General features: G+C 37.3%; 24 protein-coding genes. 7 read left to right on the top strand and 17 right to left on the bottom strand.

Features of this window, described 5'->3' with window-relative positions; all coding sequences use genetic code 11:
- The first annotated feature begins 17 nt into the window (after positions 1 to 17).
- From B4Q04_RS14360 to B4Q04_RS14390, 7 genes are all read left to right on the top strand, one after another.
- On the top strand, positions 18 to 1673 hold the full coding sequence (locus tag B4Q04_RS14360) for a RagB/SusD family nutrient uptake outer membrane protein (RefSeq protein WP_088697206.1): 1656 nt from the start codon (positions 18 to 20) through the stop codon (positions 1671 to 1673).
- A gap of 126 nt (positions 1674 to 1799) precedes the next feature.
- The gene (locus B4Q04_RS14365) at positions 1800 to 3359 is read left to right on the top strand and encodes a sulfatase (protein WP_088697207.1); all 1560 of its coding nucleotides are present in this window, start codon (positions 1800 to 1802) and stop codon (positions 3357 to 3359) included.
- 51 nt (positions 3360 to 3410) lie between these two features.
- The gene (locus B4Q04_RS14370) at positions 3411 to 5192 is read left to right on the top strand and encodes an arylsulfatase (RefSeq protein ID WP_088697208.1); all 1782 of its coding nucleotides are present in this window, start codon (positions 3411 to 3413) and stop codon (positions 5190 to 5192) included.
- Between the two features lie 170 nt (positions 5193 to 5362).
- The gene (locus tag B4Q04_RS14375; protein WP_088697209.1) at positions 5363 to 7060 is read left to right on the top strand and encodes a GMC oxidoreductase; all 1698 of its coding nucleotides are present in this window, start codon (positions 5363 to 5365) and stop codon (positions 7058 to 7060) included.
- Positions 7061 to 7062: 2 nt separating this feature from the next.
- Entirely contained in the window at positions 7063 to 7635 is a 573-nt protein-coding gene (locus tag B4Q04_RS14380; RefSeq protein WP_088697210.1) for a gluconate 2-dehydrogenase subunit 3 family protein, read from the top strand.
- A gap of 146 nt (positions 7636 to 7781) precedes the next feature.
- Positions 7782 to 9419, top strand: coding sequence for a sulfatase (locus tag B4Q04_RS14385; protein ID WP_201723401.1), 1638 nt, complete (start codon positions 7782 to 7784; stop codon positions 9417 to 9419).
- A gap of 673 nt (positions 9420 to 10092) precedes the next feature.
- On the top strand, positions 10093 to 11043 hold the full coding sequence (locus tag B4Q04_RS14390) for a DUF4138 domain-containing protein (RefSeq protein WP_161496075.1): 951 nt from the start codon (positions 10093 to 10095) through the stop codon (positions 11041 to 11043).
- 145 nt (positions 11044 to 11188) lie between these two features.
- Here B4Q04_RS14390 and B4Q04_RS14395 read toward each other — a convergent pair whose 3' ends face one another.
- The 17 genes from B4Q04_RS14395 to B4Q04_RS14480 all read right to left on the bottom strand — a co-directional run bounded on the left by B4Q04_RS14395 (position 11189) and on the right by B4Q04_RS14480 (position 24195).
- Entirely contained in the window at positions 11189 to 11458 is a 270-nt protein-coding gene (locus B4Q04_RS14395; RefSeq protein WP_088697212.1) for a hypothetical protein, read from the bottom strand.
- 180 nt (positions 11459 to 11638) lie between these two features.
- Positions 11639 to 12427, bottom strand: a complete 789-nt coding sequence (locus tag B4Q04_RS14400; RefSeq protein WP_013991835.1) for a hypothetical protein — start codon at positions 12425 to 12427, stop codon at positions 11639 to 11641.
- 115 nt (positions 12428 to 12542) lie between these two features.
- The gene (locus B4Q04_RS14405) at positions 12543 to 12929 is read right to left on the bottom strand and encodes a hypothetical protein (protein WP_013991834.1); all 387 of its coding nucleotides are present in this window, start codon (positions 12927 to 12929) and stop codon (positions 12543 to 12545) included.
- Positions 12913 to 13473 carry a LemA family protein gene (locus B4Q04_RS14410; protein ID WP_088697213.1) on the bottom strand — a complete coding sequence of 187 codons (561 nt, stop codon included), beginning with the start codon at positions 13471 to 13473 and terminating at the stop codon, positions 12913 to 12915. The genes B4Q04_RS14405 and B4Q04_RS14410 overlap by 17 nt, the downstream gene beginning before the upstream one ends.
- An 11-nt stretch (positions 13474 to 13484) precedes the next feature.
- Positions 13485 to 14483 (bottom strand): hypothetical protein, encoded by a 999-nt coding sequence (locus tag B4Q04_RS14415; RefSeq protein ID WP_123772376.1) that lies wholly within the window; start codon positions 14481 to 14483, stop codon positions 13485 to 13487.
- Positions 14484 to 14905: 422 nt separating this feature from the next.
- A complete protein-coding gene (locus B4Q04_RS14420) occupies positions 14906 to 15301 on the bottom strand; it encodes a DUF3592 domain-containing protein (protein WP_088697215.1) in 396 nt (131 codons plus the stop codon).
- Between the two features lie 320 nt (positions 15302 to 15621).
- Entirely contained in the window at positions 15622 to 16059 is a 438-nt protein-coding gene (locus B4Q04_RS14425; protein ID WP_088697216.1) for a lipocalin family protein, read from the bottom strand.
- Positions 16060 to 16202: 143 nt separating this feature from the next.
- Positions 16203 to 16889, bottom strand: coding sequence for a hypothetical protein (locus tag B4Q04_RS14430; protein WP_088697217.1), 687 nt, complete (start codon positions 16887 to 16889; stop codon positions 16203 to 16205).
- 58 nt (positions 16890 to 16947) lie between these two features.
- On the bottom strand, positions 16948 to 17562 hold the full coding sequence (locus B4Q04_RS14435) for a hypothetical protein (RefSeq protein ID WP_088697218.1): 615 nt from the start codon (positions 17560 to 17562) through the stop codon (positions 16948 to 16950).
- 65 nt (positions 17563 to 17627) lie between these two features.
- Positions 17628 to 18011, bottom strand: a complete 384-nt coding sequence (locus B4Q04_RS14440) for a hypothetical protein (RefSeq protein WP_123772377.1) — start codon at positions 18009 to 18011, stop codon at positions 17628 to 17630.
- A 122-nt stretch (positions 18012 to 18133) separates the two neighbouring features.
- Entirely contained in the window at positions 18134 to 18652 is a 519-nt protein-coding gene (locus tag B4Q04_RS14445; protein WP_088697220.1) for a hypothetical protein, read from the bottom strand.
- Positions 18653 to 18667: 15 nt separating this feature from the next.
- Entirely contained in the window at positions 18668 to 19498 is an 831-nt protein-coding gene (locus B4Q04_RS14450) for a hypothetical protein (protein ID WP_088697221.1), read from the bottom strand.
- A 225-nt stretch (positions 19499 to 19723) separates the two neighbouring features.
- Positions 19724 to 19939 carry a hypothetical protein gene (locus tag B4Q04_RS14455; protein WP_088697222.1) on the bottom strand — a complete coding sequence of 72 codons (216 nt, stop codon included), beginning with the start codon at positions 19937 to 19939 and terminating at the stop codon, positions 19724 to 19726.
- 1101 nt (positions 19940 to 21040) lie between these two features.
- A complete protein-coding gene (locus B4Q04_RS14465; RefSeq protein WP_088697224.1) occupies positions 21041 to 21949 on the bottom strand; it encodes a hypothetical protein in 909 nt (302 codons plus the stop codon).
- 276 nt (positions 21950 to 22225) lie between these two features.
- Positions 22226 to 22588: a hypothetical protein gene (locus B4Q04_RS14470; RefSeq protein WP_046287290.1), complete on the bottom strand. Its 363-nt coding sequence runs from the start codon at positions 22586 to 22588 to the stop codon at positions 22226 to 22228.
- Positions 22572 to 23132, bottom strand: a complete 561-nt coding sequence (locus B4Q04_RS14475; protein ID WP_088697225.1) for a LemA family protein — start codon at positions 23130 to 23132, stop codon at positions 22572 to 22574. Before B4Q04_RS14475 ends, B4Q04_RS14470 begins: the two co-directional genes overlap by 17 nt.
- A 46-nt stretch (positions 23133 to 23178) precedes the next feature.
- Positions 23179 to 24195, bottom strand: coding sequence for a hypothetical protein (locus B4Q04_RS14480; protein ID WP_088697226.1), 1017 nt, complete (start codon positions 24193 to 24195; stop codon positions 23179 to 23181).
- Positions 24196 to 24233: the final 38 nt, after the last annotated feature.

Consider the following 24233-nt stretch of genomic DNA (forward strand, 5'->3'; position numbering starts at 1 on the left):
ATATTTAATAGTTCGAAATGAAAAATATTATATACAAGTTAACTTTTTTGTTGTTCATTGCTGGCCTTTGGTCGTGTGAAAAACAAACCCTGGACCTAGAGCCTTTAAACAGCGAAAATTCAGAAAATTATTACGAAAGCGATGAAAATGCTTTAAAAGCGATAATTTCTGTATACCGATCGAACAACAGTGATATGCTTCTGTTATCTTTTGGGGATTTGCCAAGTGACGATGCCGTTAAAGGAGGCAGTGGAGTAAGTGATGGACTTCAGTTTCAAGAAATAGCCGACTTTACCGCAACCTCTTCTAATCCTTTGATAGGACCTAAATGGTCACAGTTGTATGAGGTTATTACACGTTCAAATGAAGTCATTGGAAGTTTAGAAGCGCAAGCCACATTATCCGATAGTAAAAAAATAATTATCGGTGAAGCTAAGTTTCTTAGGGCATTCGCTTATTCTAAACTAGTTGAAATTTTCGGTAAAGTTCCACTGTTGGATCATGTGCCACTCTTTGCAGAGTTTGAGACCATTACTAGGTCCAATACAGAAAAAGAGGTTTACGATTTTATAAAGAAGGACCTTGATGATGCAATTGCTATTTTACCCATCAAAGGTAATATTGATATAGGGCGTGCAACCAAAGGAGCGGCACAGGCCCTTAAGGCCAGGGTAGCCCTGCGAGAAACGGGTTATTTTTATAATAGTATAATGCAAAACCGCGCACCGGAGTATTCTAGTAGTGGTTTAAATGTGAATGATTTATGGAAAGAAGTATATGATCAAACACTGGCGGTTATGAATACTCCAGGGTATGCATTATTACCAAATTATGCCGAAGTGTTTGAAATAGAAGGTGAAAATAAATCCGAAACTGTGTATGATCAGCAGTACGTAAACGATTTGACGGTTACAGGATGGAATGACTTGCCAGGCAATGAGGTGCCTGTTAGATTAGGAGTACGTGGTTTTGGAGGTTGGGGGTTTAATCAGCCTAAAGACAATTTGTTCCACGAATTCTCTAGAAATGATGATGTTGACCCTAGAAGAGAAGTTACCATGCTAAGTGAAGAGTGGCCTGTTGGTTGGGGTTATAATATTGTTGAAGATATTATGGCCGGATCACAAATTGATGAATATGCATGGATAAAAGCTGACCCTAAGTACGATTATTCTATTTTTAAAACCTTAAGAAAAGCCGTTCCGACTACAAAGGTTATGCCCGGTGGCAGAAGGCAGATACCCACTAATATAAGAGTTATTAGATATTCTGATGTTCTTTTAATGAATGCAGAAGCCGCGTTTCATTTAGGAAAGGAGCAAGAAGCTAGAGAAAGGGTCAACGAAATTCGTGAAAGGGCTCGTAATTCAACTTTCCCAACAGGATCACAAATAGGAGATGTAGATGCAGATGGTTACCCTACGGAATATAGACCGTTTACTGGTGCAAACTTGCCAGATGTATCAACAACAGGGCAAGCACTTCTAGAAGATATTAGGCATGAGAGACGTGTAGAATTAGCATTAGAAGGGCTACGATATTTTGATATAATTAGAACAGGTGAATTAAGCAAGCTTAACAATGAGGAGGGTTATATAGCAAAAAAAGGCTTGTGGCCTTTGCCGGACAGTGAGGTAACGATTTACAACCTAGAACAAAACGAGGGATATTAGTTGGGTTAGTTTTTTAGGTACTGATGCGCATTGCGCATCAGTACCTAACCTATTATTGGACAGTAAATATATCTGTCAGACTTCCAGATGTTAACTCAATATGATTTCAATTTATATAAATTTAGAATGAAAAAAAGTCTTCAATTAATAGTTTTTACTATAGTTTTTCTAGTGTCCGGTAGTAAGTTACGAGGACAAGAATCAAAAAAGCCCAATATTATTTTTATTATGTCAGACGATATGGCGTCGCACGCTGTAAGTGCATATAATGGGCTATACAGCAAAGTGGCCCCTACGCCAAATATAGATAGGGTAGCAAAAGAAGGTATGATGTTCAATAACGCTTTTGCTACAAATAGTATATGCGGGCCAAGTAGAGCATCCATACTCACGGGAAAATACAGCCATAAAAACGGATTCTATAAAAATGAAGGGGGCGACCCTTTTGATGGTAGCCAGGTTACTTTTCCTAAAATATTAAAGAACGCGGGGTATACTACCGCAATCATTGGAAAATGGCATTTATGGAGTGAACCTACGGGTTTTGACTATTATAAATATCACACGCTTAATGGCGAACAAGGAAGTTATTGGAATCCAGTTTACAATGAAAATGGCAAAAAGATTCAAGAAGAAGGGTATGCAACTAATCTTACGGGGGACTTTGCCTTGGATTGGTTAAAGAATGAGCGAGATTCTTCGAAACCTTTTATGTTGATGTATCAGTTCAAAGCACCGCATAGACCATGGAGTCCCGATAAAAAATACCTGGATCTTTTTGAAGATGTAGAAATGCCATATCCTTTAACTTTTAACGATGATTATAAGACAAGGGAACTTACAGCTGGTGAAACTATGATGACCATTGAAAATCACCTGACTAATAAAGATTTAAAACTGACGCCGCCTAAAGGCTTGGTGGGAAAAGAACTGGCAAAATGGGAAAGGTTGGGAGATAAAGGAGAGCACATTTCTCCATCCCCAGAGCTAAAAGGTGAAGCGCTCAAAAAATGGAAATACCAAAAGTATATTAAAGATTACTTAGCATGTATAAAGTCTGTAGATGATAATGTTGGTAGGCTACTTAAGTATTTAGATAAAGAAGGTCTTGCAAAGAACACAATTGTCGTTTTTACTTCGGACCAAGGCTTTTATTTGGGTGACCATGGTTGGTATGACAAGCGTTTTATGTACGAAGAATCATTAAGAATGCCTTTGTTGATAAGATACCCTGATAAATATATCGGCGGACAAATAAATGATGATATCGTGTTAAATGTAGATTTTGCACCAACGATATTGGATATGGCCGGTTTGGAAAAACCCTTGGAAATGCAAGGTGAAAGTTTTGTGCCTGCTTTAGAAGGACAAAGTAAAAACGATTGGAGAAATGCCATGTACTACCATTATTACGAATTTCCAAAATGGCATAATGTTCAGCCCCATTACGGCATACGAACAGATAGATATAAGCTAATTCACTTTTACTATAATATGGATGTTTGGGAATTTTATGATTTGGAAAAAGACCCAAATGAACTGGTTAATGCTTATGCAAACCCTATGAATAAAGAAACTGTAGATGAGCTTAAGATAAAGCTATACGAGTTGCAAAAACAATTTGGTGATAATATACCCCTTGAGGATATGAGGGATATAACTAGAAAGGGTATGGTAAAGTATTAAAGGTCACGTGTCAATTTAGAATTTAAGTGAATCAAATTAGTTTTAAGTCAAATGATTTCAATTTACAAGTATAGTGTAACTGGTCTTTTACTATTCTTTTTGTTAGTGGCTTGCAACCAAAAAACCGTAGTAGAAGAGAAAAAACCAAATGTGATTGTTATTTTATCTGATGATCAAGGGTGGGGAGACTTTAGTCTTCACGGAAACACCAATTTAAGTACGCCCAATATAGATGACATGGCAAGGAGCGGTGCTCAGTTTAGAAATTTCTATGTTCAACCTGTATGCTCTCCTACCAGAGCTGAATTTCTAACAGGTAGGTACTCGCCTAGAGGCGGGGTGTATAGCACATCTGCGGGTGGCGAACGTCTGGACTTGGATGAGGTTACTATTGCGGACGTTTTTAAACATGCTGGGTATAACACTGCGGCTTATGGCAAATGGCATAACGGTATGCAATACCCTTATCACCCCAATGGACGTGGTTTTAACACTTTTTATGGATTTACGTCTGGTCACTGGGGAAATTACTTTAGTCCAGTTTTGGATTTAAACGGGAGTATAACCCATGGTAATGGATACTTAACTGATGATTTAACGACACACGCTATAAGTTTTATAAAAGAAAATAAAACGAATCCATTTTTTCTTTATTTACCCATGAATACGCCACATGCACCAATGCAAGTTCCTGATGTTTGGTATGATAAATTTAAGGATATAGAGCTCACTAATTTGGCGGTTGAGGAGTACGGTGAAAATATAGAGTTCACCAAAGCTGCTTTGGCTATGTGTGAGAATATTGATTGGAATGTAGGAAGAATTTTAGAAACCCTTTCGACATTAAATCTAGAGGAAAATACCATCGTTGTTTACTTTAATGATAATGGACCTAATGAGTATAGATGGAATGGTCGTATGAAAGGTAAAAAATCATCAACAGATGAAGGAGGTGTGCGATCACCTTTATTTGTAAAATGGCCAAAAAGAATAAAAGGAAAAAAAATTATAGACAACCTTTCTGGCGCAATTGATTTGCTGCCTACTTTGGTAGATTTGGCCAATATTCAATATAAGACCAATAAGCCTATTGATGGTGTAAGCTTGAAAGAAGTTTTACTATCTGAAGATAATATTTTGGAAGATAGAGTATTAGTAAACCAATGGAAAGATAAAATAAGTATCAGAAATCAAGAATTTCGCTTAGACCATAATAATGCTCTGTTCAACATTGAATTAGACAGAGAGCAGGAAAATGATGTGAGTAACCAGTATCCGGACATGGTAAAAACCCTAGTTGATGTCAAAGAAAAGTATATAAACGATGTTCTTTCCGAATTACCTGAATACGATACAAGGAGCTATCCTTTAGGACATCCTGAAACTAAGTTTACCCAATTTCATGCTGGAGATGCTAGGGGGCATGGTAATATTGTTCGCTCCAATAGATTTCCCAATTGTTCATTTTTAACTAATTGGAAAGATATAGAAGACGTTATTACATGGGATGTTGAAGTAATGGAAAGTGCTGAATATAAGGTTACACTATATTATACTTGCAAACAAGGAAACGAAGGCTCCGAATTGACATTATCTTTAAATGAAAGCCAATTGGGGTTTACCATAGAAGAACCTCATGACCCTCCTTTAGAAGGAATGGAAAATGATAGGGTAAAAAGAAAAAGTTCTTACGTAAAGGACTTTAAACCACTAGAGATAGGAACAATACCCTTACGAAAAGGATTTGGTGAGTTAGTTTTAAAAGCAGATAAAATGGCTGGAAGTGAGGTCATAGATGTTAGTTTACTCCTATTTGAGAAAGTAGGCGATTGATTATTGATATATCATTAATCATTCTTTTAGTGCAAAAAAATCTACTCTCATTATGTTTCTATGGCGGTTTTACCGATCATAATCTTTATTGATGTTGAGTAGATACATGTGCATACCATACTTGATGACATAATCATTATACAAGAAATCAAACAAAAAATTATTTAAAAATGAATATAAATATTAGTTCTAAAAAGAACCGAACATATGATGCTATTGTAATTGGTTCAGGAATTAGTGGGGGGTGGGCCGCGAAAGAATTGTGTGAAAAGGGCTTAAATACACTAGTTTTGGAACGAGGCAGAAACGTAGAGCATATAAAAGACTATCCTACCGCTAATACGCCTTCTTGGGAGTTTCCCCATCGTGGCAAAATTCCTTTGAAGACCAAGGAAGAAAACCCTATAATTAGTCGTTGTTATGCTTTTTATGAAGCAACGGAGCATTTTTTTGTAAAAGACAATGAGCATCCATATCAACAAGAAAAACCATTTGATTGGATAAGGGGATATCAGGTAGGAGGAAAGTCATTAATGTGGGCACGACATACACAGCGTTGGAGCGACCTTGATTTTGAAGCTAATGTAAAAGAAGGTATAGGCGTAGATTGGCCTATTAGATATAAGGATATAGCCCCATGGTACAGTTATGTGGAAAAATTTGTTGGTATTAGTGGGAATAAAGATGGTTTGCCTCACCTACCTGATGGCGAGTTTTTGCCTCCTATGGAAATGAATTGTATAGAGAAGTATGCTAAAGAGGCTATCGAAAAACATTATAATGATAGGCATTTAATTATAGCTCGTACCGCAAATCTTTCAGTTAGTCACATGGGTAGGGGACCATGTCAGTATCGTAGTCTTTGTAATAGGGGATGCCCGTTTGGAGGCTATTTTAGTAGTAATTCCTCAACCTTGCCAGCAGCTTTAAGAACGGGTAATATGACGTTACGACCATTCTCTGTTGCGCAATCAATTATTTATGATGACGAAAAAGGAAAAGCTACTGGTGTTAGGGTAGTAGATGCAAATACCAAAGAAACTATGGATTATTTTGCTGAAATAATCTTTGTTAACGGCTCAACGCTAAATTCTACATTGTTATTGATGAATTCTAAATCATCACGTTTTCCAGACGGCTTGGGTAATGATAGTGGGGAGTTAGGTCATAATCTTATGGATCATAATTACAATGCAAAGGTACGTGGTGAATATGATGGTTTTGAAGATAAATACTATAAAGGAAGAAGGCCAACTTCCTCTTATATGCCAAGGTTTCGTAATTTAGGAAAGGATGTTCAAACAAGTTTTAAGAGAGGTTATGCTTTTGGCTGTAGCGGTTCAAGGTCAGCCGGTTCGGAAATTAAGAAGACGGCTATCGGACCTGCATTAAAGGATGATTTAACTTCTTTAGGACCTTGGGAAATGACAATGCATGGTATGGGAGAGTGTCTTCCATATTATGAAAATAAGGTAAGTTTAAGTGAAAATAAGGTAGATGCTTGGGGAATTCCTCTTTTAAACATAGAAGCTGAGTATAAAGTAAATGAAAGAAACATGGAGAAGGATATGAGAGAAACCGCTATGGAAATGATGGATAAGGCCCATTTTAAAAATATTAAGGATTTGAAGGAAGATAGAAATTTTGGATTGAATATTCATGAAATGGGAACTGCAAGGATGGGCAAGAATAGAAAAACCTCAGTTCTCAATAAACACAACCAGGTATGGGGAGCAGAAAATATTTTTGTTACAGATGGGGCTTGCATGACTTCTAGCGCATGTCAGAATCCTTCTTTGACCTATATGGCATTAACAGCTAGAGCTGTTGATTTTGCAGTTAAAGAACTGAACAAAAGAAATATTTAAAAATGCAGAGAAAAGATTTTTTAAAAGGGATTAGTGTTATGGGAGGTGTGGCACTAATTAGTCCATTAACAATTTTACAATCTTGTGATTATGTCCCTAAGGTTAGAGTGCAGTTAACAAATGATGATATATCAATTTTGGATTATCTAGGAGAAACCATTATACCTACAACAGATAAAAGTCAAGGAGCAAAAGCAGCGGAAATTGGTAAGTATATGGTTCTTATGGTCAATGATTGTTTTGAGCCTGAGGAAAAAGAAATTTTTATTGGAGGCTTAAATAGTCTGGACCAGATTTGTGCTGTTGATTTTAATAAATCCTTTGTTGATTTATCAAAAGACCAACGTTTAAACCTTTTAACTGGTTTACAAGATGAAGCTATAGAATTTAAGTTGAAACAGAAAGGTCAGAAAAAAGTGCTGCCCCATTATTTTGACCTACTTAAAAGTTTGACGATTAGTGGATATTTTTCTTCTAAAGTGGGTATGACCCAGGCGAGGGAATATTTGCCCTTACCAGGAAGCTATGCATCTTGTATGGAAATTGGAGAAGGTCAAAAAGTTTGGGCCATATAGTTTTTAAGATAATTTAAACACGCATGTGAAATTCATAATCTTAGTTATGAATTAGATGAGAAAGCACGAAAGAGATAGTAATTGCCTACTATGGTAAATCGTGATGTAGTTACATGCTACAATCCTTTTAATAATAGAATAATTTTATGAAAAGTATTTTCACCTTTTTTCTCACGTTATACTTGGTTGGTTGCAACAGTCAAAGCAAGAGTAAGGTTGAAACGATGGCAGAAGTAGATCCACGTCCCAACATACTTTGGATAGTGGCCGAAGACTTAAGTCCGGTATTGCCATCGTTTGGAGACTCCACAGTGGTTACACCCAATATTAGCCGTTTGGCCGAGGAAGGTGTAAGATATACGAACGTGTATTCACCGTCTGGTGTCTGTGCACCTAGCAGGGCCGCAATTGCAACGGGTATGTATCAGAACCATATTGGGGCGCACCACATGAGGACCAGAGGAAATAGAAAATTCTTGCCAGAAGTAATTCAACCATATGGAGCAATGCCTCCCGCCGATGTAAAGATGCACAGTGAGCATTTAAGGCTTGAAGGTTATTATTGTTCCAATAATAGTAAAGAGGATTATCAATTTATGCCACCTGTCACAGCATGGGATGAAAGCAGTAAAAAAGCTCACTGGAGAAACCGTCGGGCAAATCAGCCATTTTTCTCAATATTTAATCTTGGCATTACCCATGAATCCCAAATATGGGTAAAGGCCAAAGATTCGCTTTGGGTGGATGAAAATTTAGATGTGCCTGTCCCTCCTTATTTACCGGATAATGAAATTGGGCGGACCGATATCAGAAGAATGTATTCCAATGTTAAAGAAATGGACCATCAAGTAGGTGAAATACTGGCCCAGCTGGAAGAAGACGGATTATTGGAAAATACGATTATATTCTGGTATACCGACCATGGCGGACCCTTACCACGGCAAAAGCGTCTATTATATGATTCGGGAATGAAATTGCCATTGGTGATACGGTATCCAAAGAAGAAGAATGCGGGTACAATAGATAACCGTTTAATAAGTTTTGTGGATTTTAAGCCCACTTTATTGTCCTTGGCGGGAATCCAACCGCCTAAAAATCTAGACGGTAGAGCCTTTGCTGGAGAATTCGAATCCAAGGCAAGGAGAAAGTATGTATATGGTGCAGCGGACCGGTTTGATAAGCAGTATGATATGATACGAGCGGTTCGTGACAATCGCTTTAAATATTTAAAAAATCTCCGAACCGAACAGGGCTATTATTTGCCCGTAGCTTTTCGGGAGCAAATGCCGATTATGCAAGAATTACTTCGAATGCGGGATAATGGAGAACTTAATGAAAATCAAGCGCAGTGGTTCCGGAAAAAAAAGGTTCCCGAAGAATTATTCGATACTTGGAATGATCCCTATGAACTTAATAATCTAGTAGATAATCCTGAATATGAAGATAACTTAAAGGAATTAAGAGCTGAATGTAGTCGTTGGATGGAAGAAGTAAACGATAAAGGCCTGATGTCCGAAAAAGAATATTTAGCATCCATTTGGCCTTCAGGAGAACAGCCTAAAACACAGGAGCCTCTAATTGAAAAGAAAGATAGTCGTGTAGTAATCAGTTGTAAAACGAATGGGGCATCAATAGGGTACCAAATCTTAAAGGATAAAGAAGAAGTGGGGAATGTATGGAAAGTTTACAAAGAGCCTTTTTCTTTACAACAAAATGAATGTGTCATAGCTTTGGCCCATAGAATAGGATACCTTCAAAGTAATCAAGTATGGTTTAATAAATAAAAAGCAGAGAAATCAACCTTTAAAGTAAAAGACTTTTCTAATAGTTGAGTTGTAAACTTCCCCTAATTAGAACTGCTTAGTTTTCTAAAACTTCATTAAAGTGACCTCCTCCCATCTTTAGGTACCGGTCATAACTAGGGAATCAGGGCTATTTTCATTCATTGTGATGTACTCGTAGGGAGAGGTCCAAATAAAATGGTATGGCTATATGAGGAAGCGCTGTGATGGTCAATGTCACCTTGCCCCGAGATTTTTAAAGGGCAGGTTTCTAAATGGCTAGGGTGGTGGTAATCCATTTCAGGCCTTCTTCCTGTCCGGTAGAGTCGCTCCGTTTCTTCACTTTTATAGATATAGTGTTACCAATCCAATTTTATACTACTATGATATTATAGGTAGGTGGGTTCACAGTGAAACGGGATTCTCTCCACAATGGTTTCTACGAAGTGAACTTGGGCGAAATACTAGGTAAGGGTACAAACATTGCCAACGGTAAAACAATTATTTTGATCAGGATAACGAAAAAATTGTGTAAACGGGACCAGAGGTGATACTTTTGTATGGCTGTATGTTTAAATGGCAAGGTATGTTATCCCAAATTACCTTAAAAACCTACTTGTTTATGAAATTGAAATGGATGTTTTTCATTTTGTTCATTGCATATACTACTGTGGCAATGAAAGCAAGTAATTTACCCATACCTGTATCGGTAAATGAAAGCATAACGATTACGTTATTTTTTCCTTCGGAAATCAAAAAGGTCGTAGAACCTGCTCCCCACTATAAGTTCGAGTATGAACCCAATGGAAAAATAGCGACCCTCGTAGCCAAGAAGGGGGCTACCAGTAACCTCACCGTAATTACCAAGAATGGATATATTTATTCGTTTTTACTTCAATATGATAACGAGGTCAATAGCTTTACCTATGTGCTGACAGAGGATCAAGCTATTGGGAAATTGAATGAATCTAGTGTTGCTGAGGTAAGTAACACAAATGGAGGGCTAGCCAGTCATGACGAAGAAACTGTCGTGGAGCAAACTGTCGAGGAGCAAACTGTTGGACAGGCCGAATCCGATACCTTTGAGGAGCCATCTTCGAATGAAAATAATGATACTGACAATAAGGTAGAAGCTGATTTAAGACCTAACGACCTAACCAGTGAGGAAACCCCAGAAACAATAGAAAGCAGTCTTTACGATTCGGATAGGGAGGGCTATTATCGGATTTTTTGTGAAAACAGTTATTTGCAAAAATCTAAGTTCAAAAAAATTTCCAATACGGTAAATTTAATCGGGCTACAGTTAAACAATATAATAAAAGATCATGATGATCTACACTTTGTATTAGAGGTTAAAAATGATTCTTGGAGCGATTATAAGGTAAAGTCGTTGAGATTCTTTATCAAATCCTTGGAAGGGAACCGCGAAATACAAATAAAGGATTTGTTTATCTACAATTTGCAAGAATCCATTCCTGCGCACAGTAACAATCATCTTGTATTTGTTTGCAAAAACTTTGTTATGGGCAAAGGCCAAAATATTTATGTATTGCTTGAAGAGGACGGGGGTAGGGAACGCTCTGTAATGTTAGGGCTAAGCTCACAGCAAATCAAGCGCGGTAGATAAGCGATAAGCTGCGGTATATAATGTATGGCAAAGCTTGTTTTAGTTTACTCCCTAGCTTTTATATTTTTGGTCCCATCCGGTAAAGCCACTTGTAGCAAACGAGTGGCTAGTCGGAAGTGAATTATATAGGGTATTAGGTGTTCTTTTATTGGCAAGTCTCTGCTAGTGCTTTTATATCTTCAACACCCATTTTTTGTGATTCTATCATGGTGGGATAGTTTTCCATCATTTTGTCAAGAATACAAGAGCATAATTCATTTGCTTTTTCTTCGGAAACTTTTCCATTGTTTGCACCAATGCAACCCTTTAGAAATCCGTTTTTATCATCTTCAGACCATCCTTTGGTTTCTTGGCAGGAAATTCCTAGAATTATGAATAGTAGTAAGACGAAACCTTTTACTTTTACGATTTTCATGTTAACATTTTATTTATAGATTATTTCTTACAAGTAACGGTGGGTTTGATGGTTTAGTACATATGCCTAATAGAAAAACAAGTATTTGTGTTTGATGGTTTCTTGTAGATTTTTGTAAGGGAAACTATAATTGAAAATTGCGTTTTCTCTTCTATTGGTGGGGCAGCTACCAAGGAGTGTTTACGTTCTTTTTACGGCGTTTTGATCTTTAGAGCCGAAAATGGCCGAAGAATAAGCCCAAATACCGACGAGCATTCCACCGACAAAGAACAGCACCAGAAAGGGTAGCCAATCGGGGTGGTCATCGGGGTTTTCTAAGAGGATCCATCTCTTGTACAAATAACTTAAGAGTCCTAAAGTAAAACCTAGCATCATCAAGGGTATGATAAGCTTGAGTCCCAAAATGCCCAAAATATTCTTGGGCCTGGCAGTTGGTTTTCCTATGGCGTAATTGTATCCCGCCCATAATAGTGCCAATAACCAGATACAAGTAAGCCAAGCCACGAGTTTTGTTGCAACAGAAATTATTCCGAGGGTAAGTACTTTGTCGTTTTTGGCATCGTAGTAGATGGTAATATTGCTTCCTATTTTTGCTCTATCCCCAGAGCTATAGTCGAGTTTGCGCTCCAGTTTTCGTCCGTTGTCCAATTCAATTTCTACAATGGGGGTAAACATTGCTACTTCTCGCTCATGGCCATCACTGTCCTTAACGGTATCGTAATGCATTTCTTCAAAAACAATGGGAACCTCCATTTTATTTCCTGTAAAAAGGGGGAAGAAAGAGTGGGGTATAATGAGTGTAAACGGAATAGCAAGGTTTGAAATAATGACGGTCAGGATAAAGATATAAATTGCGGAACAACCTGACTTTTCCCCTTTGTTCTTTGTTTTGCGTCGGCTTATGATGCCCCAGCCCAATACCAAGCCGAGAAGACTGCTGAAAATAAAAAGAGATGCATAAAGAGACATAGAATATATTTTTGGGTATCGGAGGTTTTATGAGTCCGAAAAAGCGACTCATTCCTCATTACTTATTTCTTTTACTCGATAATCGAGATTAAATGTTCCGAAGCTTGCCTCAAAATCAAGGTGTATTCCTTTTAATGCCTCGCGGGCTTGCACCGAGGTAGTTTACTTTAGTTTGATAAATCTTGTACAAGAGGGAATGATTGGTCAAAATAAATATGAGGTTAACGAAGGCTATAGCGGCCCAAACTAAAAACAATTTCAGCGTTGCTTGGTCATTGTACTGCATAATACCAATGATGATAGCACCGAGGAACCATGTAGCAATGAAATAGAGTAGGCCCAGGATGTTCATTTTGCCATCGGGTGCTTGTTTGAAGAGGCTAATCAAGAACCTGTAGGGTATATACAATACCAAAATACCGATATACGCCAAGGATTGAATAATAGCAATATTGTTGTTGATTCCTTTTAGAAAATCAACATACTCAAAACTGAACTCCATCGTACTGTTTTTCTTTTTCGGAAATCTGCAATAGTTGTTTTTTACCGTATCCCATGGGTTTGGCCAATAACAGGGCGGGAAATTCATTGATGCCTATATTGTACAGGTTGACGCTGTCGTTGTAAAGTTCCCTCCGGTCGGCCAAGTGGTTTTCGAGCTCCGATACCCTTTGCTGTAGGGATAGGAAGGAGGAATTGGCCTTTACATCGGGGTAGTTCTCCGAAACCGCCAATATATTCGCAAAGGCCTTGTTCAATTCATTGGCGGCCTTTACCTTGTTGTCGTTATTGGAAGCGTTCAAATACCTCGTTCTCAATTCGGTCACCTTGGTGAGCAGGCCTTCTTCGTATTCCATATACTTTTTGACGATTTTTACCAGCTCGGGAATCTCCTCGGCGCGCTGTTTTAAGAGGATGTCGATATTGGCGAAGTTCTTGTCGACGTTCTGGTTCAACATCACCAGGCGGTTGTAGATCTTAACGCCGCTGGAAACGATGTAAACCAAAATCAGGGCCAGTACTATAATTAAGATAATGTGGTTCATATTTTTATGTATTAAAATTCAAATGGTAAAAATTGTTTTAGGTCAAACGCCTTAAAAAGAGAAGTAAACCTTACGATTACCTTTTCACCCTCTATATCTATATCGCAAAGTAGTATAATACTGATTATCGCGATTAAAAATATAAAATGTCTTATAAGCGAATTACGTAGCGGTCGTAAGACGTTCCAACGTTGAACATAATCAAAGGGGGCGATTGCGAAGATGTCTTTCGAAGGTTCTTTTTCTATGAACACTTGCTGTCCCCTGTTGATAGCCTTACCTACCAAGAGTACGTGCATACCTTCTTTCAACAAAAATAGCTGATAACGTTTGCCATTGGATTCATAACTGTGTTCCGATTCGGGAAAATTCAATATACTTATGTCTTCTCCCTTAATGGTCACCGTGCCCGTATCATCGGCTATTTCAAAGGTATTGCATTGGGTTTCCATGGAGATATTGGTATAGCTTTTTTTGCCATCCTTATCCCTACTTATCGTATCGATTTTATAAACATATCCGATGCAGGGTTCTTTTTTTATTCTAGATATTACGGGGTCGAGCATTCTGGTTTTTCCGGAAATTTCTACCAAGCCCATGGCCATTGAACGTACCTTGGAGGTGGCGAGGGTGCCTTGTAAATCGTAAAAGACATTCTTCTTACTAGGTTTAACGATATCCAAGAAAAGAGGAACGGCAAACAACAGAAAAATACCCCAAGGCCATGTGAGCATTATTAGGGGCATTCCCAATAAAAAAAGAAAAATACCTAAGAGTGATTCCTTTTTACGAATTGATTTATATATTCCTCCGAAGATCATAAGGAGCAAAAGAAGGGGGAAATTGACCAAGCAAGCGAAGAGAACGTAACCAGGGTCGAAAAAAGCCGTAATCAAGACCACGGCAGGGGGAACGGCGAATAAAGGCCAGCCCGGTTTAACGGTGATCTTATAAATACCGTTTAATACCAAGAAATAAAAGATACCGAAAGCACTTGAAAATAATACCATAAAAATGATTATCGGGGTATCTATGGTATCTACTCTGAAGGTTTCCAGCACGGACTTGTTTTATTTTCTATTGTAGTAACGAAAGGTTGATTACATAAATTATTAAAAAAGCGACTATTTGTCGAAATGACATTTCTAATAACGGGTGTACTTATAGGATATAAGATGTAGCAAGCTATAAAAGAGGGCAAAAAAGTGACATATAAAATCTACAATGCCTGTATGTTTCGGAGTTTATACTATTTTGTCATAATTGATTTGATGTCAAGGCCTACTCGATTCGCAATTACTTTATAAGTGCTAGGAATCAAAGTGATTGATTTCTCCACCGAAACCTAAAATTAAAAAGGAGCTGAATTTTGGGGTGGGTATCGATATCGCTGAACTCTTGGACTTAATGCAATTTATGGCATTTAGGCTTACTATTGGCGCTTCGACCATGCTTTTTTAAGGTTGAAAAAGCTGAATATAATTCCCGCACCGATCAATAGGTACATGGCATATGACTCGATAAAAGATTTTGATGGCGTTTTGGCCAATTGCGGTGTCTCGGGGTTGTACAAGATGGTAATCTTATCGTTGACGGCCTTAGTAGTGCCGAATATCGGAATGGCCAGCAGTTCCACTTGGGTTTCATATTGATTGCCATCATTGGCGGTAAAAGATACCATGGCAAAAGCCCTAGTGCTTTTCGCCTTGACCTTATTGTGAACTTCAAGAATGGTAGCCTCTGTTTCGACCCAGTTTTCAGTGGCATCCTGAGCCATAAGAAGAAAGGGCGATACTAGAAATAATACACTAAGCAAGATTGATTTCATATGTAATGTTCATTGAATTATGTTCGAGATAGCTTCGTTTTTAACGGCTTTTCTTCATTCGATAGATGTTTAATACCTAAACGAAAATTTATAGGAATTCCCGATAGCAAGTTTACATATTTTTCTGTAATTAGGATATTCAATTCTTAAGTTTTGTCTTTTTTCTACATGAAAATCGAACATTTTTTGGGTTAGTGAAACTGTATAATACTCTGTAATAAAAAACCACTGCAATATGAATTGTAGTGGTTCTCTGCTTTCTTTATTTCTTGTTGTTTCTTACTCCGTATGGCACTCGTTAACGATCGCTAGCGAGGGTCTTATTCAATTTTTTTAAAACCTTCTTCGAGAACAATATCAGGAATTTCGGTTCTTAGTATTAGTGTACTTTGGGTTACTTCTAATATTGTACTGTTAAAAACTTTATTACCTGTCTCTTCATTTGTTATGTAAATGGTATCTCCTTTCAATTGGTATAATTTATCAACAACAAACTCTTCTTCACAATTTAAAAAGGCAAACTGTATGTATCTTCCGTTTTCGGTAAACTGGATATAATCTGGTTTAAAACCTGGACAAGCTTCGCCAGAATGTTTAAACTGATTATTTATAGCTCCATTTATGCGACTAGATGAATAAGCCCACTTACCCACTAACAATTCTGCATTTTTATTTAATAAATCATCATCAGAGTCCGTGTCCGAATCACTACAAGAAAGAAATAAAAACGCTAATGTAAACAAAAGTGATTTTTTCATTTTAATAGTAGTTAATTACGGCAACAATACAATTTAAATAGAGTGCGAATTTACAGATTAGCGTAAATTGGAAAATTTGTATTTTTATGGAAGTGCAGCTTGGTCATTCGTATTTTTAAAATTAGAATTTTGATTTAATGGTGCTATCGGGAAAATCTATTTTCTAATCGCTCGATTATTTTTTCTTTCTGTCCATTAGGGTAATTTATTTCAGATTTTCCATCAATTATATAGATGAGAACTGAATTTATTCGCCGAGAATCAACATCTCCTACGCCAATTGCCGAACCATCGGTAAATTGAGATAAGATTAGAGAACGATTATCGCCAATACCTCTCCAAATGAAATTTTCTTTTTCTTTGAGTGCATTTATAGATTCATCATTATTTAGATTTTCTGCAGCTCCTAATAGCTTTTTAAGTTCATTAAAGATTAAGTCTTTATCACCAATAAAATTATATCTTAAGTGTAATGTTTCTATTAAATCGCTATCTCCATTTTGCCTGCTTAATGAAATATAACTATCATTAGGGATTTTGACGCCATTGATTTCATAAGTAGATAAAAGTTCAATATCGCCCAATTTAAACAAGTTAACATTTGTAGTCCGTTCAGCCTTTATATATTCGGAGAATTCACTTTCTTTGACTTTAAAATCAGCCGTTTTTAAAAGTTTACCAAGGTCAGTTGAGAAATTAATTTTTAATATATCAATTTTCATATTGGTAGGGTCTACTGTTTTATCGTCACCTGTTTGCTTTTTAGTTTGACAGCTTATGTTTAATGAGATAGAAATCAGGAAAATCAGAAATATAGTTTTCTGTTGCATAGCTAGATTATCTTTTAATTTATTACATCTAATGGGCCTAAATATTTCATCTATCCCATTATCCTTTTATTCCATTAAACAGAATGATAGCGAAGGTAATAATGGTTAAAAGTGCAAAATAAACAAAACCCTTGACTCCTGTTTTTTTAAGATATCCGGTGTCTTTGCCAATTATAACAAATATCAAATAGAGAATAGGGTAGAACAAGAGGATGCACAGTAAGACAGTGCCTGCCAAAAAGAGATACCCCTTTTTGGAGATTTCGTATATGACGTTGTTCTTATAGGCAACCTCTCTAATACTGCCAATTTCAGGTCTTTCCGACGATGCTATGTCCAATGGCATTTTAAGATGTACCTTACTGTTTTCCGGTTTAAAACTAACAATTGGGGTATGCATAAGAACCCTACGCTTGCTTCCGCTTCTGTTTATCCAACTAGATTCACTTTTTAGGTCAATTATTTCGGCCTCGTATCTGGGATAGGCAATGAAGGCGTAGCCAGTTTTTACCAATTCTGGAGTTAAATAAAAAAGTAGTAAAAAGACCATATTCACCCATAAAAAAGTAAAGCCTTTAAAGGCTTTACTTGTCTTATTCCGGGATTTTTTTTTCTTCAGAAAAAGAAAACTTAAGATTGAGGCCAATAAGACGGGGATTAGCAAGTAGGTCATTGATTCAGTTGTTTGCTCACTAGCTTAATTCGATAGTAGGAAAGACTCACTGATTACGAAAGCCGTTAATTTGCCAGTATAATATTACTTGAGGCAAGTACCTCGCTATAAAACACCTTATCATCAATATTTTCTCTTTGGTTTCCAGATGAACTTAGGGTGATTTTTAGTTTTTCGTTTTGCCATTGTTGCGACATGCCATAATCATTCTCGTAGATTTTTTTCCCGACACCATACATTTGTTTTGAATGTTCCTGCCATTTTTGTTTTTCCTCAATCTTTTCAGAAGTAATGGTGTATCCTACAATCTTACCATTTTCACAATAAACATAGGCTTTGTCTCCTTTTATATTGGGGTGAACAAAATCACCCGGCTCAAGTATGTAGAATGAAAAATATTGATCTCCTTGATGGGGAAATTCCTGAAGTAATTTTTCTCCTTTGCCCATAAGGGTATTTAAATGAATATTACCTTTTTTGGAGCAACTTGCCAAAAGGGGAGGGGAACAGAGACCTATAATTGTAACCAAGGTACTTTCGATAAATTGTCTTCGTTTCATGAATAGTTTTATTAATCAAAACGGTTTAAAAATAATGGACCGGTTTCAGTTATCCTGTTTTCAAGAATTCTATTTTCCCCATCCAGAAAATGAACAAGTAAATCCCTTGTGTCGATAAAGTTAATTTCCCTTATGCAGGTTGAGAAATCGGTCACAAGTTTTTTATCGGCACTTCCGAAAAATTGTTTCCATTTGGGTACCTCCACCATTTTCGGTCTGCTATATTCAAGCGAAAACCGCAAATCGTTTTCCAAAAAAGAATCGTTAATTGCAAAGTTGGGCACAATTAATAGTTGTGATTTTTGATGTTTTACATCGGAGTAGGAGATGTTGAAATACCAAAAATCGTTTCTCGGGTCTGCCTCTTTTTTTTTCGTATTTCCATCTTGGTTTCCAGAGAAGGAATCCTTCACCAGTTCGTGCCAATTTATTTTTTCAAAATCGGCTAAAACTTGTTTTTTGGAGATTCCTTCTTTTACAAGTTCCTTTTCCATGAAGGGATCCAAAAATTCATATTGTAGATTTCTCATAATTCTAAGAGCTAACTATATGATAGAGAATCCTTTTGAAAGATCCCGTTTGTGAAGCTTTACTTCAAATTCAATATCGCCTTGGCTCTCTGGGTCTGGACTTTTGAACTTAAGGGCTTCCGTACCATCAAGGCGTACCAGACGCACTAGTTTACCGTGTCCCATGACCTGAACGCGAAGTTCATCTTTTTTCATGGGCAGCATTTGCAATTTTTGTCCAAAAATTTGCATGGCTCCTTTTTGAAAATTCGCTTTTCGTTCTTCGGAAAAGTAAAAGGCTTGCTCTTGCAATCTCATTTTTTCTTTGGAAAGTTCTAAATATTTTCCCGCATTATGAGATTCCATCACTAAATATAGTTGGTTATAAAAGGCAAAAACCTCTTCAAAAAGTTTTTCTTCTTTAATTTTTGAGAGGTCGACCGAGTTTTGCCAACCATCAAGAACAAAAGGTAATTCAACTTCTATTTCTGTTGATATTTCAAATACAGGATAATTAATATTTTCGCTAAGGCCATCCCAAGGTTGTTCTATACGGGGGTGAAATTTATACCTTGTTTTTTTCATTGTCCCCAATGGCCCTTCGGTCTCGGCTACATGAAAGTCAAGAGACATATATTCTTCTTCCGTAATGGCTTTTTTACCATATCTAGGAAGCATTTTGCCTACGACTTTATATTTGCCACTTTCTAAAATCACATTGTTGATAGGCACTGCCCCGGTAGAACCACCTTCCTGTGTCTGGTCTCCAAAAAAGCTGTATACCAATACGTCGTTCACATATAGTTCACCGGAACATCCAAGCCTTTGATATAAGGAATAATAGGGCTTTAAAAAATTATGTTGCATAAATTATTGTATTACTATAATAAATACTATTCCGCAAATCGTTCCTCGTCATCGGGTATTACCCTTTCTTCTATTTTACCAATGACCATAACGCCAGAAAATTTAAGTACTGGTTGTACGAATATACCATTATCACCTGAGTCAATCTCAATATCGCCACCGAAGTAGCCATCTCTCGTTAACAGATTATGCCGGTCTTAAAATTCGCGACAATAGGTGTAGTTTTCACACCTGCCAACTTGTAAGCTCTATGTCAATGCTGAGTTCTATAGAAATACCGAACTTACCTCCAATGGTGGTTTTGCCACCGAGTGAAAAACCATTCAGGGTATCAAATTTCACCGCTAATACTTCAAATTTAAGCTCACCATAAAAAGTAGCCATAAAAGCGACGTTTGCTCCCAATTTGTCCGATCCACCACCAAAATTGTTTGTCAGCATTACGGCGGCTGGGTAGCCAGTAATGCCCTATTGTTGGTACATTAACCAATAATCATCGAACAAGTAAATCCATCTATGGGATTTGCCATCATATAAATATTCTTTTCCTTTGCCGAAGGACGACCCCCGCTAGCGCTCGTTTGCAACGAGTGCCGTCCCAGTTATTTTTTATTCTAGAAACCAATATCGTCAATTGTTAATATAGTATGATCCTCTGCAAAGTTTTTAGCGCTACTATATTTCCAACCTATTGAATTACTAACAAAATCAGTAATAATACTTTCTAATATACAGTAGCAAAAGAAACAAAATATGCAGTTGTTGGATTATGGAATTTGTATTTTCTGCTCATTGTTTAAAAATACGAAAACCTATCTGGAAATATAGATAGGTTTTATTGTTTAGCGTTATTTGTATAGCATACGGCTTACTCTGTAGGGCACTCGTTGCAAACGAGCGCTAGCGGGGGGAAATAAAATAACTATAAATTATGTTGTTTCTATTTTCCTCCAGATGGTCAAGTGGCTCGATTCTCGCAAATTTGAAGTCCGATTTAAGGTTGATTTCTCTTTTTTCTTCAATTTTGAACGATGAAATGGTTTTTTCAAAATTAGCATCAAAGTTTATGTTTGCCAGATTAAGATTATTTGAGCAACTAGAGCAAGAAAACAATATTACTAGGCTCATGAATTTTATTATGCGCATATTTGAGTTTCTTAATTTAAGTAGTAATCTTTTTTTCCAATACGATTGTAGAGTTCCTTCCCAATTAACAGGGCGGCTTTTGTACAGAACCAAAACGAGTAACAAGTCTCTTTCTTGATTAAACATCAGGGAACTGTCTTAAAATAATGCCCGCCTCTTGGTAGGCATGTGCCCGTTTTTACCGATCCCGTTTCCATTATAACCGTTCCATCCTGTTTTTAGTATGCTCAGGGAGCGAGCGTTGTAGGGTTTGCTTTGTTCGTAACCTTCCCGACACCTAAAAAACAAAAGCTACTTAATACATTAAACTAAATAGCTTTTGTGATGGGTTTTATTGATAAGGTCTATCTTTTTAGTCTGAATGGTACTTTTATAACCGATTCATATTAATAAAGGTTAAAAGAAAGAAAAGGTATTGGAGCCCTTTTTTCTGTAAAGTCCAATCATAATCGTAATCTCTTCTTGGTTAGCTTCTCCTTTATTTATAAAACTTCTCAATACGGGACCCCTCGTTCCTTTTTGTACGAGATATGCAATTTTACCTTTGGCGGCATATTCTATCTCAAATTCTTCTATAGGTTCCACTTTTGCATTTAAATCAAAAAGACTTTTGAAATTAGACTCTCTTTTGTGGTATTGGTCTTGGGTCAAATAAAAGGCGGTTGCCACGGCGTAATTACCTTCTCTGCGTTTATCTATGAACCATTGGGCATCCAAGTTTTTAAAGGCTTTATGTGCATTTTTGTATTCGCCGATGATTTCTTTTTCTATATTGTCCTGACCTTTTAAAATTTCAGCATTGTCTAGTATATATCCAAGGTCAAAAGGTACTTCGGCTTTAAATGGAAGCTCAATTTCAAAGTAAGGTACTTTTGTAGTCTTTGTTTCTTCGGGAAGATCGAATTTTAAAATAGATCGATACTCACTTGCTGGATCATCTACATCGGCATATAACCGCACATCAATGTTGACGTATGAATATTCATCTAAATAGGTTTTACCTTTGTCGGGATATACTTTTAGCTTTAGTTCATGAGTGCCACTTTTCATTAAGGTAGCGTTAATTGGAACATTCACAGAAAGTCCACCCTGTTCCAAATAGCGATAAACGATGATATCGTTTACAAATAGCTCTACAGTACTTCCTCCCTTTGCTATCTGAATGGTATAATACGGGCGTGTATCAAATTGCATAGGTGCATACTTATTCATGTTTGATTTCTTTCTTTCTAAATTTAATTGGGCATTCTTTTGTTTGCACGTTAAAAGCGCTAGGCCCAATAAAAAATAACCCACTATTTTCATACGATATTAAATGTTTATTTTTTCGAGTTGTTTCGATAAAGGTATTACCATATTACTTATTGATAAAATAGTGTTTTGCGTTCAAAATGTCCGGTTTCTGTTTTGTAGATACCCCAAAATTTAGGAGAGTAAGTTTAATTATTAAATCTATTTTATTGTCCCGATTAAAATTGGGCTTGCCGATATTTTAAAATAACGATCGGTTTTCCCCTTTGTTCTTTGTTTTGTTGAACCGGCTTGTGATACCCGGCCCCAATACCCGGCCGCAAATACGATTCATTCCAGACCAGCCATTTCTTGTATGTTTTTGTGGTAAACCTTGTACAGGCGGGAGTGATTGTTCAGCACAAAAATGAGGTTGACCGTGATGATAGATATAAAAACAAGGAACAACTTTATTCCCGAGGTTTCATCTTGGCATAGGATACCTATGGTAAAGCCACTCATCAACCATGTCAAAACAAAATATAATAGTCCTAGGGAATTCATTTTCCCGGTTGTATCCTGCTTGAACAGTTTCAATAGTAGCCAATAGGGAATATATAATAATAGAATACCGCCATAGGCCATAAGCTTAATACTGCCGATGTTACTGTTTATGCTTTTTAAAATATCGAAATACTCAAAACTGAACTCCATCGTATCGTTTTTCTTTTTCGGATATCTGCAATAGTTCCTTGTTTCCATATCCCATGGGTTTGGCCAATAACAGGGCGGGGAATTCCTTGATGCCTATATTGTACAGGTTGACGCTGTCGTTGTAAAGCTCCCTGCGGTCGGCCAAGTGGTCTTCGAGCTCCGACACCCTTTTTTGTAGGGAGAGGAAGGAGGCATTGGCCTTTACATCGGGATAGTTCTCTGAAACCGCCATGATATGGGCAAAGGCCTTGTCCAGTTCATTGGCGGCCTTTACCTTGTTCTCGTTATTGGAAGCGTTCAAATACCTCGTCCTCAATTCGGTGACCTTGGTGAGCAGGCCTTCCTCGTATTCCATGTACTTTTTGACGATTTTTACGAGCTCGGGTATTTCATCTGCACGTTGTTTTAAGAGGACGTCGATGTTGGCGAAGTTCTTGTCGACGTTCTGGTTCAGCATCACAAGGCGGTTGTAGATCTTGATGCCGCTGGAAACGATGTAAACCAAAATCAGGGCCAGTACTATGATTAAGATTATGCTGTTCATATGTATGTGTTAAAAATCATATTTAAAGAGCTGTTCCGGTTCTGATTTAAAAAAGGGAAAAAAAGCTTATCACGATTTTTTCGCCGTCTATATTGATGTTACAGAGCAGAACAATACTGATGATTGCTATTAAAAATATAAAATGTCTTATAAAGGAATGATATAAAGGGGTCGATTGGTTATATTGATAAACATAATCCAAGGGTGCGATGGCGAAGACATTTTTCGTTGTGTCTTTTTCAATGAACACCTGCCCGCCCTTGTTGGTCGCCTTACCTATTAAGAGTACGTCCATGCCTTCTTTTAATAAAAATTGCTGATAACGTCTGCCCTTGGATTCATAGCTGTGTTCCGATTCGGGAAGATCCAATAGGCTTATGTCTCCTCCCTTAATGGTTACTGTGCCCGTATCATCGGTTATTTGAAAGGTATTGCATTGGGTCTCCGTTAAAATATTGTCATAACGTATCCTGCCTTTTTTGTCCGTTCGGATTACATCGATTTTATAAATATAGCCGATGCAGGGCACTTTTTTTATTTTGGAGATTAGGGGTTTTAGCATAACGGTTTTCCCGGAAACCTCTACCAGGCCCATGGCCATGGACCGTATCTTTGAAGAGGGCAGTAGGGTCTGTAAGTCATAAAAGGTATCGCTTTTAGAGGGAGTTAAGGTGCTTAGGACTAGAATAAGCACTATTGAGGCTATTAAGCCATAGGGGCCGGCCATTATGGATATCGGGACAATGGCCCCTACGGTAAGTAACCAGGCTACGGTAGATAGTTGCACTTTGTTCTTTAGTATGCCATAGATGGGGGCAACAATGATCAAAATAAGAAGAATGGCGCAATCGATATATATAGCCGTGGGCGCATAACCGGGGTCGTACAGTACGGTGAGGATCATTAATACCAGGGGAAGGGCAAAAAGTGGCCGGACATGTTTTACCTTTAGCTTGAATAAGGATTTCAGAATAAAATAATAGGCCACACCAAACACTATCGAAGAAAAGGTCATGATAGCTATGATCAATGCATCTATATTATCCCAATAAAAAAGATTCAAGACGTTTTATTTTGGTGTAAAAAGGTTGAAATTGACTT

Origin of the sequence: Zobellia sp. OII3 (assembly GCF_002211465.1) — a bacterium.
GTDB classification, from domain to species: Bacteria; Bacteroidota; Bacteroidia; order Flavobacteriales; family Flavobacteriaceae; genus Zobellia; species Zobellia galactanivorans.